The 13,538-nt window shown below is 34.2% G+C and carries 19 protein-coding genes and 1 pseudogene; 12 read left to right on the plus strand and 8 right to left on the minus strand.

The annotated features are described in order from the left end of the window. The first annotated feature begins 24 nt into the window (after window positions 1–24). From MHH42_RS06840 to MHH42_RS06855, 4 genes are all read left to right on the plus strand, one after another. On the plus strand, window positions 25–195 hold the full coding sequence (locus MHH42_RS06840; RefSeq protein WP_171903020.1) for a hypothetical protein: 171 nt from the start codon (window positions 25–27) through the stop codon (window positions 193–195). Then, complete coding sequence (locus tag MHH42_RS06845) at window positions 188–634, plus strand: flavodoxin (RefSeq protein WP_070172902.1); 447 nt, start codon at window positions 188–190, stop codon at window positions 632–634. The genes MHH42_RS06840 and MHH42_RS06845 overlap by 8 nt, the downstream gene beginning before the upstream one ends. Before the next feature lie 24 nt (window positions 635–658). Further along, window positions 659–1,432 (plus strand): hypothetical protein, encoded by a 774-nt coding sequence (locus MHH42_RS06850; protein ID WP_070172903.1) that lies wholly within the window; start codon window positions 659–661, stop codon window positions 1,430–1,432. 149 nt (window positions 1,433–1,581) lie between these two features. Then, window positions 1,582–1,743, plus strand: a complete 162-nt coding sequence (locus MHH42_RS06855; protein WP_000651091.1) for a hypothetical protein — start codon at window positions 1,582–1,584, stop codon at window positions 1,741–1,743. Here MHH42_RS06855 and MHH42_RS06860 read toward each other — a convergent pair. Beyond that, window positions 1,740–2,648, minus strand: coding sequence for an aminoglycoside phosphotransferase family protein (locus MHH42_RS06860; RefSeq protein ID WP_070172905.1), 909 nt, complete (start codon window positions 2,646–2,648; stop codon window positions 1,740–1,742). The two genes, MHH42_RS06855 and MHH42_RS06860, sit on opposite strands and share 4 nt — an antisense overlap. Before the next feature lie 99 nt (window positions 2,649–2,747). Between MHH42_RS06860 and MHH42_RS06865 the strand changes: the two genes are divergently transcribed. Continuing rightward, a complete protein-coding gene (locus MHH42_RS06865) occupies window positions 2,748–3,257 on the plus strand; it encodes a biotin transporter BioY (protein WP_070172906.1) in 510 nt (169 codons plus the stop codon). An 82-nt stretch (window positions 3,258–3,339) separates the two neighbouring features. Here the strand turns inward: MHH42_RS06865 and MHH42_RS06870 are convergent, their stop codons facing one another. The 3 genes from MHH42_RS06870 to MHH42_RS06880 all read right to left on the minus strand — a co-directional run bounded on the left by MHH42_RS06870 (window position 3,340) and on the right by MHH42_RS06880 (window position 5,121). Further along, a complete protein-coding gene (locus MHH42_RS06870) occupies window positions 3,340–3,489 on the minus strand; it encodes a hypothetical protein (protein WP_070172907.1) in 150 nt (49 codons plus the stop codon). 18 nt (window positions 3,490–3,507) lie between these two features. After that, window positions 3,508–3,681, minus strand: a complete 174-nt coding sequence (locus MHH42_RS06875) for a hypothetical protein (RefSeq protein WP_000343564.1) — start codon at window positions 3,679–3,681, stop codon at window positions 3,508–3,510. Between the two features lie 81 nt (window positions 3,682–3,762). Beyond that, a complete protein-coding gene (locus tag MHH42_RS06880; RefSeq protein WP_340893039.1) occupies window positions 3,763–5,121 on the minus strand; it encodes an MATE family efflux transporter in 1,359 nt (452 codons plus the stop codon). Window positions 5,122–5,301: 180 nt separating this feature from the next. Here MHH42_RS06880 and uppP point away from each other — a divergent pair, with 180 nt between their 5' ends. Together uppP and MHH42_RS06890 are read left to right on the plus strand one after the other, a co-directional pair. Further along, the gene (gene uppP, locus MHH42_RS06885) at window positions 5,302–6,096 is read left to right on the plus strand and encodes a bacitracin resistance undecaprenyl-diphosphatase (RefSeq protein ID WP_070172908.1); all 795 of its coding nucleotides are present in this window, start codon (window positions 5,302–5,304) and stop codon (window positions 6,094–6,096) included. 192 nt (window positions 6,097–6,288) lie between these two features. After that, on the plus strand, window positions 6,289–6,753 hold the full coding sequence (locus MHH42_RS06890) for an SRPBCC family protein (protein ID WP_000006430.1): 465 nt from the start codon (window positions 6,289–6,291) through the stop codon (window positions 6,751–6,753). 35 nt (window positions 6,754–6,788) lie between these two features. On the opposite strand, the gene MHH42_RS06895 is transcribed toward MHH42_RS06890, so the two are convergent. Both MHH42_RS06895 and MHH42_RS06900 read right to left on the minus strand, forming a co-directional pair. Beyond that, on the minus strand, window positions 6,789–7,376 hold the full coding sequence (locus MHH42_RS06895; protein WP_073990710.1) for a thioredoxin family protein: 588 nt from the start codon (window positions 7,374–7,376) through the stop codon (window positions 6,789–6,791). Window positions 7,377–7,409: 33 nt separating this feature from the next. Next, window positions 7,410–7,840 (minus strand): annotated as a pseudogene (locus MHH42_RS06900) (regulatory YrvL family protein). 162 nt (window positions 7,841–8,002) lie between these two features. On the opposite strand from MHH42_RS06900, the gene MHH42_RS06910 reads away from it, so the two are divergent. Together MHH42_RS06910 and MHH42_RS06915 are read left to right on the plus strand one after the other, a co-directional pair. After that, a complete protein-coding gene (locus MHH42_RS06910; RefSeq protein ID WP_000081437.1) occupies window positions 8,003–8,422 on the plus strand; it encodes a MarR family winged helix-turn-helix transcriptional regulator in 420 nt (139 codons plus the stop codon). A 152-nt stretch (window positions 8,423–8,574) separates the two neighbouring features. Continuing rightward, window positions 8,575–8,730, plus strand: a complete 156-nt coding sequence (locus MHH42_RS06915; protein ID WP_000184925.1) for a hypothetical protein — start codon at window positions 8,575–8,577, stop codon at window positions 8,728–8,730. Window positions 8,731–8,752: 22 nt separating this feature from the next. Here the strand turns inward: MHH42_RS06915 and MHH42_RS06920 are convergent, their stop codons facing one another. Next, window positions 8,753–9,976 (minus strand): dicarboxylate/amino acid:cation symporter, encoded by a 1,224-nt coding sequence (locus MHH42_RS06920; RefSeq protein WP_070172910.1) that lies wholly within the window; start codon window positions 9,974–9,976, stop codon window positions 8,753–8,755. 1,003 nt (window positions 9,977–10,979) lie between these two features. Here MHH42_RS06920 and MHH42_RS06925 point away from each other — a divergent pair. Beyond that, window positions 10,980–12,323, plus strand: coding sequence for a TrkH family potassium uptake protein (locus MHH42_RS06925; RefSeq protein ID WP_340893043.1), 1,344 nt, complete (start codon window positions 10,980–10,982; stop codon window positions 12,321–12,323). Window positions 12,324–12,357: 34 nt separating this feature from the next. Here the strand turns inward: MHH42_RS06925 and MHH42_RS06930 are convergent, their stop codons facing one another. Beyond that, window positions 12,358–12,738 (minus strand): imidazole glycerol phosphate synthase, encoded by a 381-nt coding sequence (locus tag MHH42_RS06930; RefSeq protein ID WP_445286050.1) that lies wholly within the window; start codon window positions 12,736–12,738, stop codon window positions 12,358–12,360. A gap of 127 nt (window positions 12,739–12,865) precedes the next feature. Here MHH42_RS06930 and ytfJ point away from each other — a divergent pair, with 127 nt between their 5' ends. After that, complete coding sequence (gene ytfJ / locus MHH42_RS06935) at window positions 12,866–13,333, plus strand: GerW family sporulation protein (RefSeq protein ID WP_002038268.1); 468 nt, start codon at window positions 12,866–12,868, stop codon at window positions 13,331–13,333. A gap of 111 nt (window positions 13,334–13,444) precedes the next feature. Continuing rightward, window positions 13,445–13,534, plus strand: coding sequence for a hypothetical protein (locus tag MHH42_RS06940; protein ID WP_000608227.1), 90 nt, complete (start codon window positions 13,445–13,447; stop codon window positions 13,532–13,534). The last annotated feature ends 4 nt before the right edge of the window (window positions 13,535–13,538 follow it).

Below are 13,538 nucleotides of genomic sequence, written 5' to 3' on the forward strand. Positions count from 1 at the left end.
CAATAGAATGGATGCGACATGTTAATGAGAAAAAAATATCACCTTCTGCGAAGGGGATTAAAAAATAAAAATAAAGATGTTGATCAGCATATGGAATGGCAACGAAATGTAATTCGTTCTGAATATGTAGGTGAGAAGAATAAAATGCAAACAGAAAAAGCGATACATAGTAAAGGGAGAGATTCAGTTGAGTAAGCTAGTAATGATTTATGCAAGTATGAGTGGAAATACAGAGGAAATGGCAGATCATATTGCAGGCGCCATTCGTGAAACAGAGAATGAGATTGAAGTTATTGATATTATGGATTCACCAGAAGCTTCTATATTAGAACAGTATGATGGTATTATTTTAGGCGCTTATACTTGGGGAGACGGGGATCTTCCAGACGACTTCTTAGATTTTTATGATGCAATGGATTCTATTGATTTAACTGGTAAAAAAGCAGCGGCATTCGGTTCTTGTGATTCGGCTTATCCAAAATACGGAGTAGCGGTTGATATTTTAATAGAAAAGCTGCAGGAACGCGGAGCAGCAGTTGTGTTAGAAGGACTAAAAGTAGAATTAACGCCAGAAGATGAAGATGTAGAAAAATGTTTACAGTTTGGAGCTGAATTCGTAAGACACCTTTCTTAATGGCAGAAGGGAGATGAAGAGCAATTGCATGAGAAAATCGCAATAAAAACGATGACAGATTATCATTTGTATGATTTTATGCGTTGTCCACATAAATTTTATTTCCGTCATATAAAAAGAAGAGAACCTTCTTCATTTGAATGGCAACAAATAGCACAAATGATTGTGAATCAAATTATTAATGAGTATTACACGCTACCTGCGAGCCAACAAACGAAAATTGTACTTTTAATATTAATAGAAAAGTATTGGAAAAAGGTAAGGATTAGTATGTTTGCTTCGAAGACGGAGTACTATATTGTATTAGCAAAGCTAACTGATCACTTATTACAGTTAGTTGAAAGAGATGATAGTCAGACGCCACCATTGTTTTTGTATGAGAAGTTTCAAACATATATGGAAGAGTTAGGTGTCCACATGTCATTGACATTTGAAGTTGGTGAGTGGAGTACAGAGTCATTTGTAATTAAAAAATATGTTATTGATGCGGATGAGGAAATGCTAGCTCTTTGTCAGAAGTTAATGACAGTATTCAGTTATAAAGCTTTCGGCATTCTTCCAGGGAGAATTGAAATTATTAATTTAATAGAAGGAACTAAGTATGAATACATTCCGAAACAGGAAGATATTATAACTGGAATGGATGATTTATTTAGAATGAAAGAAATGTTACAGCAACCTGAGCACTATACAGAGCGTCATTTTCGTTCAGAGTGTACGAGTTGTGCTTTTCGTAGTGAATGCCAGGGGGAAGAAGTAAAGGAAGAAGCGAAGCAGAAGGAAAATATCGTACATTAAAGGATGCAAATTTGCATCCTTTTTGTTATTGACATGAAAAGCTTTTCATCATTTACGGTATATTTGTAGCAGATTTTAATGCGGGCTAATAATCAGTGGGGGATGCCCCCGCTGATTAAAGTTTCACTTTATAAGAGGAGGAATAATCAATGAAAGATGAAACGAAAGTATTTCAATGGTTAAAAGAACAAAATGCTCCTTTTGGAATTCAACTGCAAATTTTACAGGCATTTCAATTGTACAAAGTTATTGTTGAAATGGATAAAAAGTTAATGATGTATGAGGAGAAAGAATATAGGGAGAGAATTTAATCTCGTCCCTGTAATATCGCTTTTAGCTGTTCTGTATCTGCTATGAATTTAAGCACATTCTTTGTTTCAAAGTTATAAATAATATTATGTAGTAAAGGGCTGTATTGATAAAAACTAGTGATACGGTGAATGAGTAATGGATCGTGGTGAGAAATAATTGTACTGTATTGCTCGTATACAGATGTAGTAAATTCACGTCCGAAATCATAATAGAGCCCGGCAAAATCAAAGGCAGGATCTCCAATTTGAGCATCACCAAAATCGATAATCCCTGAAATACTCTTGTTCTGCTTATTAAATAAAATGTGATGATGTGTAAAATCGGCGTGAATAATTGTATTTTGAAAAGTGGATGTAGCTATACAGGCAAAGAAATTTTCGAATAAATGATGTAAGGCTGATTTCTGTAATGAAGTAAACATGTTAGTAAGATACTGATTTAATTTTGTTTGTAGCTCTTTCCAGTAGGTAATTGTTTTTTCAATTGGAAATCCTAACGTTGTAACTTGTTTTACAGGAATATTATGTAGTGCCACAAGGAAAGTAGCTAATTGTGTAATGATTGCTTTCAATTCTTTTTTCTCTAGTGTGGTAACTATTTCTTTTTGTAACGGTTCACCATGAATGAGAGTATAGTAACTACAAAGCGGAATAGTATCAGTATCCTTTTTATATAATAGGTGATACTTTGGAACCTCAATTTCTTGTAGCGAATGAGAGAGAAGTGTGCATAGTTTTTTTTCTAACGGAATTCGTTTAGCATATTCCTGTTTTCGTGGAAAACGAAACAGTAGGTCGTCATTAATTATAACCGCTATATTATCCCATCCTTCTTCATTTTGTTTATATGAATGTATAGAAAGATTAGGCAGAGCCTGTTTTATATACTGTTTGTAAGAGTCCATAATCGTTCCTCGTTTCTAAGTGAAAATTCTGATATTACATTTTATAATATCAGAATTTTCATTCTATATGTTAATATGTAACTAACATTATGAATAGGGATGGGGTGTATGGTGAAGAAAAGAATAGTAATCATTTCTATATGTATCGCTTTTGGTTTGTTTTGGTCATATAAAGAGGCGGTTTTCGCTACCTTTAAATCGATAGATCAGTACGAGTTAAATAAGGAATTAAAGAATAAAAGTATAGAAACTTTAACTCATAAAGAAATGAAACAGGTAGGAGAGCACTTTGTGACAGCACAATTATCAGTGTTTGAGTTTCATAATAAAGAAGATGTGAAGCGAAAAGGCGAAGAGATATTTGTAAGTAGGGGATATGAACAATTAATACAAAATTATTATCCAAATTGTTTTCGAGATTTAGAGTATAAATTTACAAACGAGGAGATACGTGAAGTGACGGATGAGAGTTTTCTCTATCATGCTGTAGCGTATGTTGCGGGTACTGAAAATGGTAAGAGAAGTGAAATGAAAGTAAATTATGACGTGAAAGTTGTAAAGGTTAATAATATATTTAGGGTGCTCGAACAAAAGCAGTACGTACAATAAAGTGAAACTTTAATCAGTAAGGTGTTCACTCTTACTGTCCACAAATAGCGGGATAAAAAGCCCCCTTGAGGAGTAGAGGGGGTTAAAGATTTTCATTTTGTTGACCAAGTTCTTTTTGAGCAATGTATACATTTCCTTGCTCCACTTGTTTCTGTGTATAAACAGAATCGCCTACATATCCTTTTTCCGTTTTCACAGTTCTTTTTGAGTGATTTGAACCTTGTTTCTTCATATAATATGTCACCTTTCCTTAAAAATAGACGAAAATAATGAGTACGAGTAATACAGCAGCGAAAATAGTAATACCCATTAAAAACGAAGCGTTTTTATATTTAGGTGGTTTATGTATATCTTGCTGGTATCCAGGTGAGATTTCAGGGGCGAATTCTTCATCGAATGATTGATCTGTTTCTTTTTCGTCCATATGATATGTATCCACCTTTCTTTTTCATTATGTTATACGTTACAAGAAAAAATATGCATAAAGAAAACAGCCGCTCTAGCGTTAGCGGCTGTTTTGTGTTGTATATTTTCTTTGAACTTGGAAGAGACGGATTAGAAGGAAGCTAGCACCAAATGCTAGACCGATAATAAGACCAATCCAATATCCTTTTGCTGCCCAGTCAGTGTACGTTGCTAATATGTAACCGAGAGGGAGACCGATTACCCAATAAGCGACTAATGTCATAATTAACGCAACATTTACGTCTTTGTAACCACGTAGTGCTCCTTGTACAGGAGTTGCAATTGCATCTGAAATTTGAAATAAAATCGCAAATATAAGGAACTCTTTTGCTAAATGGTGAACATTTGCATCTGTCGTATAAATAGATGCAATTTCATCATCAAAGAAATAAAGAAGAATCGAATAGAAAAGAGCGAAAGCAAGGGCTAATCCAATGCCGATAAATCCATATTGTTTTGCGTTATCATATCGTTTTGCTCCAACTTCAAATCCAACTGCTATCGTCATTGCCATTGCTAAACTTAAAGGAGTCATATATAACAAGGAAGCGAAGTTCATAGCTGCTTGATGCGCTGCAATTGTTGTCGTACTAAAGTTACTCATCATTAGTGTAACTGCAGCGAAAATACTCGTTTCAAAAAAGATAGCAAATCCGATAGGGACGCCAAGTTTTAAAAATGATTTCCAACTCGAAAGAGAAGGACGATATAACTGTTTAAAAATATTAAAAGATGCGAATGGCTCTTTCGTACGAATAATAATGACGGTAATAATTAAAATGCACCAATAGGTTGCTGCAGAAGCAATTGCTGCACCGACACCACCGAGTTTAGGGAAACCAAAGTTCCCAAAAATTAATACATAATTTAATACTACGTTAATCGGTAATGATAGTAATGTAATGATCATCGTTGTTCGAGTTTTTCCTAATGCATCAATAAATCCACGCAAAACAGTATAAGTAAATAATGGGATAACTCCAATCGCGATAATACTTAAAAATTGTGCTGCAATACGTTCAACAGGTTCTTCTAATCGCATGCCATTTAAAATAGGTGGAACAACGAAGAAGCCAATAAGGATAACAACGAAGCTAGCGCAAACTGCTAAATAAACTGCTTGTATGACAACGTGAGGAACATCCTCTTTTTTCTTGGATCCAATGAGTTGGGCAACAATAGGAGTAGTAGCCATTAAAACCCCTATTAATCCTGTACTAACTGGGAGCCATATACTCGTTCCGATAGCCACACCTGCTAAATCAATTGGACTGGCATGTCCGGACATTGTCGTATCAAAAAAGCTCATTGCAAATAATGACATTTGGGTTACGAAAATCGGGAAGAATAGTAATACAAAGTGTTTTAGCTTTTGTGAGAATGAAGTAGTTTCTTTCATAAAATCCCCTTTCCGATAAAAAAACAATCCTTCCTATCATACAATTTAATCAAAAAATAAAAAAGAAATACGCACCAGTATATATATAAGCAATAAAAAAAGGATGCACATTGAAAAGGGATAAGGTATTATGATAAGGTGTGAAAAAATTACATATTCGTTATTAAGGAGGCACTACTCGTGGCTGATTGGTTAATTGGAATAATCATGGGTGCTGTTGAAGGTTTAACAGAATTTTTACCAGTTTCATCAACAGGACATATGATTTTAACAGGTCATTTACTTGGATTTGACGACGAGAGAGCGAAAGTTTTCGAAGTTGTTATTCAATTGGGATCGATTTTAGCAGTTGTTGTTATATTTTGGAAGCGTTTATGGTCTTTAGTTGGCATAGGTAAAGTAACAGACGGACCGTCGTTGAATTTATTACATATTATTATTGGGATGATTCCTGCTGGCATACTTGGCGTATTATTCCATAGTACAATTAAAAAAGTTTTATTTGGTCCAGGACCAGTTGTCATTAGTTTAATAGCTGGTGGTATTTTAATGATTGTTGCTGAGAAGTTTTCAAAACCAAGTACAGCAAGAACGTTAGATGAAATCACATATAAACAAGCATTTACAATTGGAATGTTCCAATGTTTAGCGCTTTGGCCAGGGTTCTCTCGTTCTGGATCAACAATAAGTGGTGGTTTATTAGCTCGCGTGTCTCATACAGCAGCAGCTGAATATACGTTCATTTTAGCAGTTCCAATGATGGTGGCTGCAAGTGGTTTAGATTTAATTAAAAGTTGGGATATATTAAGTACGGCTGATATACCGTTATTTGCAACAGGATTTATTACAGCATTTGTTGTTGCGATGTTTGCAATTGTTTCATTCTTAAAATTATTAGCACGTGTAAAACTAACACCGTTTGCTTACTATCGTTTCATTTTAGCTGCGGTATTCTATTTCTTCTTCATTATGTAAGAAGAAATCACCAGAAATACTCTATAGATTAGACGCTTGAAAAAGTCTACTCTATAGGGTATTTCTTTTATAGCAGGAGAAAATAAAGTTTTTGCTCTCATTTACTTGTATTTCACTATGTAAAATATGACATAATGATTTTGTTACATTAATATAGAGAAAATTTATAGGGTATTTGAGAGGAGCAGTTTAGTGAGTTTTGCAATAGAGATAGTAATTCCGGCACCAATTGATGTTGTGTTTGATTATGTACATAATGACGAGAAAATACTAGAATGGAGTACCTTTATGGTAGAAAATAGGTATCCTTCAAATATAGATGTTGAAAAACCTCGTGAAGGTGATAAATATATATCTGTGCAAAAAATGGGGAAGAAAATATATGAATTTGAGGCGGAAATTTTAGAGTATGATGAACCGTATATCGTATCAGTTGGATGTGAAATGAAACAAGGTTATACTGCTGCAACTTATATGTTAGAAGAGGATGAAGAAGGTACATCGCTTACTTTAATCGTAGAATTTGAACCGAAGAACTTTATATATAAGATTATGTACAAGTTGACTGGCTGGATGACGCGTGCGGTATATATGGGTGAGATGGAGCGTTTAGCAGAGTGCGTAGATGTTGCATATTCTCAGAAAAAAAGATTATGATTTTGCAAAAAAAACTGCCGATTTCGGCAGTTTTTTTATTTTACTATTTTTTCAATCATACTTTCCATTACATGTTCCCAAAGAGAAGTATCATCAGCTAATGTAGCACGGAAATTAGCATACATTTCTTTCTGTTTTTCTTCGAATGTTGGATCTTCTTTTTCAGGCAATGTAGCGCGCATTGAAGTTACTAATTCTTGTACTTTTGGAGCGCGTGGTCCAAAGACAGCTTGTTCATTTCCGTCTTTATCAATGAAAATAAAGATTGGAATTGCACGTGCTGTTCCATTTGTTAAGTATTGATCCATTAATTCTAAGTTTTCATCACGAATTAATAAGCTCATATCAATATTTGCAACTTCAGAAATTCGTTTCATAACAGGTACGCATAAAAGAGCATCTCCGCACCAGTCGGCTGTTAATACGATAACACGCCAGCCATCATTTTGGCGTTCTTCTAAAACTGGGAGTAATTCATTTGGAATTAAAAAGTTATTGTAAATATGTAATAGCTCATATTGGTTTACTTTCATTTCATTTACATATGTATCAAAGGACATACCTTTATCAGCCCATTGTTGTAAGTTCATAATTAACACCTCTTTAGTATGATTTGCTTTTATTGTACCAATTTTTATATAGAAAAGCTTGTATTCTTACTCTTTCTTATCACTAAATAATATATTTAGTGTGTAAAGGAATAGTGCGACACATAGTTCAGCTATGTTGGACATTTGTACGCTCTCTATCCAGTCGTCGGCAGTATGAATGACGAACCAATCTAGTGTAATTTCAATAATGGAGAGAAGAGCAATTGAGAGCCAATTTGGCATACTTGTCATCATTGGCTGTAGGAGCGATTTAAAGAAAATGAATATAAAATATGTAATACCATCTAATAAAAGAATAAGTAAAAAAAGAGTAGTATAGCTGTTCGTGAAGAGTATTCTATACCCGTAATTTGAAAGATTCCTACATATACAAAAAATATAAATGTAAAAAATGTAATGAGAATAAAAACAACAAAACTAATAACGATAGTCCTATCTTTTAGACTGAGATTAGAAAATTTGTCTTCCTCACTCACTACTTAAACTCCTTTTTCTGGAAAATCAAGTTCATTGTATCACGAAATGCATATTAAAAAACTACGAATTATGGGAAAATAAGGTGACAAAAAGTAAGATTTCATGTAAAATTATTAATAAGGTTTTTATTTAACTAAATGAAATAAAAGGGGCTGTCAAAGTTGTCTCAAAATAGAGAACAATTAATGGAAGAACTATCGACAAATGTTTTTGCGATGTTTCGCACGTTGCGTAATGACATTGGAAAAATATTTGGTGGTTACATACCGTGGAATGAGTTCATCGTCCTTAGAATATTGAATCGTACAAATAAAGAAATGGTATCACGTGTCGCTAATGAGTTAAATGTGTCGAATAGTCATATTACAGCTGTTACAGAAAAATTAATTAATAAAGGTTTCGTAACCCGTTCACGTTCTACATCAGATCGCCGAGTTGTATATTTAGAGATTACAGAACAAGGGAAAGATTTAGTTGCGAAAATGGAAGAGGCGAAAAAACGATACTTACAAGAAAGATTTTCCGCACTTTCAGAAGATGAAATGAATGTAATGATTTCTATTTCCCAAAAACTTATTTAATTAATTACAAACGAGAAAACGTTTACCTAGTGGAAAAGAAGACCTTCCTTATATGTGGAAGGTCTTCTTTCTTGTGTAATAGCTTATAAAAATAAAATGTGTATGAAAAAAGATAGAGCGCCATACTACTAATAATGGAAGGAGGGAGAAATATGACCAATCGTAATGGTAGTAAAGGAAGCGCGAATCAAGGTTCACCAAAATCAGGAAAGTTTAATCAGGAATTTAGTACTGAATTCGAAACTGGTAACGATAATAAAGGGAAAGAATATCGTTCAAAAAAAGGAAGTAAATCAAAAAAGGAGTGAATCATTTCACTCCTTTTTTGATTTAAGATGCTGCCGATTGATCTGTATTATATTTTTCTTCTGATTTTGCGACAATCATTGCGCAAATTGCATCACCGGAAATATTTACAGCTGTTCTAGACATATCTAGGATGCGATCAATACCGATAATTAAAGCAATACCTTCTACTGGTAGGTTTACTTGATTTAAAACCATTGTAAGCATTACAAGTCCAACACCTGGTACACCAGCAGTGCCGATACTAGCTAGTACAGCAGTTAATACGACCATGGCTAATTGTGCTAATGTAAGTTCAACTCCGTACACTTGAGCGATAAATACAGTTGCCACACCTTGCATAATGGCAGTGCCATCCATATTAATCGTTGCACCTAGTGGTTGTACAAAGGAGCTTATCGCTTTTGGAACTCCAAGTTTTTCTTGTGCCGTTTTCATTGCGAATGGAAGAGATGCATTAGAGCTAGATGTACTAAATCCAATTGCCATTACTGGTCCGAAATGTTTAAAGAAACGAATAATACTTTCTTTTGCTAATATCTTTAATAAGCCGCCATATATGAAGACACCGTGAATAATGAGTACTATCATATACTTGAACATCGTAGCGACGCCTGCAAGCCCCATTTTACCAACGGATGAAGCAAGCAAACCAAATGTTCCAATTGGGGCTAATTTCATAACGAGATTAACAAGATACATCATTAATTCGTTGCCCTGTTCAAGTAATGAATGGATACCTTGAACTCGTTTTCCTAAAACAGCTAAACCGAGTCCGATTAATGCAGCAAAGGCAATAATTTGTAACATGTTACCATCAGCCATCGCTTTAGCTGGATTATCTGGCACAATATTCAGCAATGTATCGACGAAAGATGTTTCAGTTTTTGCACCTTCATACGTAAGCCCGTCTGTTTTAAAGTTACCGCCAGTTCCTAGTTTGATGATAAGTGCAAATGTCACTGCAATAGAGATAGCAACTGCTGTTGTTACGAGAAAGAATGAAATTGATTTTAAACCGATTCTTCCAAGTTGTTTCGGATCTCCAAGACCAGCAGCCCCTAGTACGATGGAAATGAATACAACAGGAACAACTAGCATTTTAATGAGTCGAATAAACAGTTGGCCAATTGGGTTAAACACATATTGATTTAAAGGTTCAAAAATAGATGGTGCAGCTAAATTTAAAGTGAGTCCAACAATTAGACCAAGAAACAATGCAAGTAAGATCGCTTTTGTTTGCTTCAATAAAATCCCCCTTGTTTTTGTACAATTACTTTCTAAATGAATTGTACCGAAAAAATCCCTGTTTTGACAATATTTTCTGAATATTTTGCAGGGTTTTATTTGTTTTTATATGAATAGTCTGATTTTCCTGTAGTATATAGAAAGAATAAATTTCAGAAAATAAAATAGACCATCACATAGGATGGTCAAAGAAAGGGGACAATTTATGTCAATTTAATTAGGGATGGAAGCTATTCAGAGACACTGGGGAATGTCTTAAATTAGGGAGGAACAGCTTCGATACATATACTATAAAAGATAGATGTGACCCTCGTGTGAACATAGAGTGAAAGAGAGAGGGAGTTTAAAAAAGGATAGAAAGACAAAAAAATAAGACCATCGTATAAAAGATGGTCAAAGGAAGGGGACAATTTATGTCAATTTAATTAGGGATGGAAGCTATTCAAAGACACTGGGGAATGTCTTAAATTAGGGAGGAACAGCTTCGATACATATACTATAAAAGATAGATGTGACCTTCGTGTGAACATAGAGTGAAAGAGAGAGGGAGTTTAAAAAAGGATAGAAAGACAAAAAAATAAGACCATCGTATAAAAGATGGTCAAAGGAAGGGGACAATTTATGTCAATTTAATTAGGGATGGAAGCTATTCAAAGACACTGGGGAATGTCTTAAATTAGGGAGGAACAGCTTCGATACATATACTATAAAAGATAGATGTGACCCCCATGTGAACATAGAGTGAAAGGTATGGGGATTTGAAAAATAGTACATATAAAATTATTGTTGCAAGAGTTGTAGAGTTAAGAGAAAGCTAATAGAAAGTTTTTCTGTCATAAAATGAAATAAAGTTCGAATATAAATAAAAGTTGAAATCTATGAAAAAAAGGATTATGCTCAACTATGTTATGAGAATATAAGGTTTATCCCGCTACTTGTAGGTTCTTAAAAACCTGTATTTATGAGAGGATAGAAGCTTCACTTAATAAAGGGAGTTAGTGATATGAAAGTAACAAAAAGACAAAGTTTGTATAATCGTTTTATACAATTAAACCCACCACAAATATTAGCATTAGGTTTTTTCTGCTTAATTGTGGCCGGAGGTTTGTTATTAAAGTTACCATTCGCAACGAAAGTACATATTAGTTGGGTAGATGCTTTTTTTACAGCAACGTCGGCAGCGACTGTAACGGGTTTAGGAGTAGTAGATACTGCAAGTACGTTTACGATGTTTGGTGAAATTGTTATTATGTTTCTAATTCAAACAGGTGGTTTAGGTCTTATGACAATTGCCATTTTAATTGTTTGGGTACTAGGTAAAAAAATTGGCTTACGCCATCGATTATTAATTGGAGAAGCATTTAATCAAACAAATATAGGTGGTCTTGTAAAATTAGTAAAACGTGTCTTTATTTTTTCTATTTGTATTGAATTCATTGGAGTCATCTTTTTATCATTTCGCTTTATTCCAGAGTTTGGTTTTGGGAAAGGTTTATACTATAGTATTTTCCATGTAATTGCTTCCTATAATAATGCGGGGTTTGCTCTTTGGCCAGATAATTTAACAAGGTATGTAGGAGACCCTATTATTAATATTGGAATTTGTTCCTTAATTGTAATAGGAGGACTCGGTTTTACCGTATTAATTGATATATGGTATAGTCGTAGTTTTCGAAAATTATCACTTCACTCAAAAATAATGATTATTGGAACAGTAGCGCTAAATGTTATAGCAATGATTGTGATTTTTGTATTGGAATATAATAATGTGAAGACGTTAGGGGATTTATCTTTAAATGAAAAGTTATGGGCGTCTTTCTTTCAAGGTATTACACCTCGTACAGCTGGTTTTAATACAGTTGACTATGGAGGGATGGAAGAATCATCTATATTATTTACGATGGTTTTAATGTTTATCGGTGCAGGAAGTGTATCAACGGGTGGAGGTATTAAATTAACGACGTTTGTTATTTTAATTACATCTGTCCTTTCTTTCTTTAGAAAGAAGGAGGAAATTGTTTTATTTCAGCGTACAATTAAAATGTCGACAGTAACGAGAGCGTTAGCAATTGTCGTTGCCAGTCAAATACTTATTTTTACAGCAGTATTTGTATTAATGCTTACAGAAGACTTTAGCTTTATTCAGCTACTATTTGAGACAATTTCAGCATTTGGCACAGTTGGATTAACGATGGGGATTACTGCGAAGCTATCAGCATTTGGAAAATGTATTATTATGTTTGTTATGTTTTGTGGATTAATTGGACCGCTAACACTTGTGTTTTCTTTAGCACGCCCAGCAAAACAAAAAATAAAATATCCATCAGAAGATGTATTTACAGGATAAGGTATCTCGCATAAAGCGAGATACCTTTTTCTTTTTAAAAAAGGGAGAACAATAAACCGATAAGTGCTACACGGAATAAAATCGCGATGAGTGCAGCAATTCCACCAACAATGGCAGCGATACCACCAGTTACAGTAGCTCCGCGATTATAAGCGTAAATTCCTAGTAACACAGAAACAAGGCCAAATAGTGTTGGGAAGGTGAAGAGTGATAATATAGATAAGGCAAGAGCGATAAAACCGGCAGTTGATCCAGCGGCAGACGATCTTACATCATCTTTATCTTCTTTCTTATCGTAATCATAATCATAATCAATGCGCTGTGGTGCAACTTCAGCTGCATATTCTTCTTTATAGTCACTATAATCACTATCTATTCTATCTCTTTTTTTGTAATCATCAAATTTCTCAGTCAAAGTCATGACTCCTTTCATAACAAGGTTCAATAGTAGTATGTATCTCTTTTTCTTTTTTATCCGAGGATAGGCAGGGAGTAATATCCATGTAGAAGAAAATTGTTTTTTTGAAATAGGAAAAGTTAGTATGACTTCCTCTATTTTGGAAAGTATAAAAAGGAATAATGAGGAAAGGGTGCAGTACATAATGGAACATCCAATTGAAAATTTAATGAAAACAGCAATGACAAATTTAAAAGAGATGGTAGATGTAAATACGATTGTTGGAAGTCCGGTTTCGACAGCTGACGGAAATGTAGTATTAACAGTATCTCAAGTGGCGTTTGGTTTTGGAGCTGGTGGAAGTGACTTTAAAGGGGATTTCATTACTGAAAAACATAATGGTGGACAAGGTCAGCATAAAGAGAATAAGCCAGGGCATCCATTTGGAGGCGGAAGTGGGGCTGGGGTTTCCATTAGTCCCGTTGCTTTTTTAGTAGTTGGTTCTAACGGAGTACAAGTATTGCATCTTAACAGTAGTACACATTTAATTGAAAAAGCTTTAAACACTGTACCAAGTACTGTAGATAAATTTGTGAATGGTCGTCAAAAGTGAACTTGCAATTTTTAGGAATTGTGATATATTAGAAAAAGTGCGCTTTAGGATGAGCGGAATAATTGAAATGTAAATATATAATAAGATGTGTGGAATAAGGGAGAGGAATGTATGATTAATATTAAAAACTTAGTAGTTGGCTTATTTATGTTAGTAAGCGGCTTTGTTGTATATGTAATAAAAGAAAAAGCTCCATTCTAAAACA

It is taken from the genome of Bacillus sp. FSL L8-0099 (assembly GCF_038006385.1).
Lineage (GTDB): Bacteria > Bacillota > Bacilli > Bacillales > Bacillaceae_G > Bacillus_A > Bacillus_A toyonensis.

What these genes read in the sequence shown, in the direction of transcription:
- MHH42_RS06840 (WP_171903020.1), top strand. Translation starts at nt 25, where the DNA reads ATGAGAAAAAAATATCACCTTCTGCGAAGGGGATTAAAAAATAAAAAT.
- MHH42_RS06855 (WP_000651091.1), top strand. Translation starts at nt 1,582, where the DNA reads ATGAAAGATGAAACGAAAGTATTTCAATGGTTAAAAGAACAAAATGCT.
- MHH42_RS06860 (WP_070172905.1), bottom strand. Translation starts at nt 2,648, where the DNA reads ATGGACTCTTACAAACAGTATATAAAACAGGCTCTGCCTAATCTTTCT.
- MHH42_RS06865 (WP_070172906.1), top strand. Translation starts at nt 2,748, where the DNA reads ATGGGGTGTATGGTGAAGAAAAGAATAGTAATCATTTCTATATGTATC.
- MHH42_RS06870 (WP_070172907.1), bottom strand. Translation starts at nt 3,489, where the DNA reads ATGAAGAAACAAGGTTCAAATCACTCAAAAAGAACTGTGAAAACGGAA.
- MHH42_RS06875 (WP_000343564.1), bottom strand. Translation starts at nt 3,681, where the DNA reads ATGGACGAAAAAGAAACAGATCAATCATTCGATGAAGAATTCGCCCCT.
- MHH42_RS06880 (WP_340893039.1), bottom strand. Translation starts at nt 5,121, where the DNA reads ATGAAAGAAACTACTTCATTCTCACAAAAGCTAAAACACTTTGTATTA.
- MHH42_RS06915 (WP_000184925.1), top strand. Translation starts at nt 8,575, where the DNA reads ATGACCAATCGTAATGGTAGTAAAGGAAGCGCGAATCAAGGTTCACCA.
- MHH42_RS06925 (WP_340893043.1), top strand. Translation starts at nt 10,980, where the DNA reads ATGAAAGTAACAAAAAGACAAAGTTTGTATAATCGTTTTATACAATTA.
- ytfJ (WP_002038268.1), top strand. Translation starts at nt 12,866, where the DNA reads ATGACTTCCTCTATTTTGGAAAGTATAAAAAGGAATAATGAGGAAAGG.
- MHH42_RS06940 (WP_000608227.1), top strand. Translation starts at nt 13,445, where the DNA reads ATGATTAATATTAAAAACTTAGTAGTTGGCTTATTTATGTTAGTAAGC.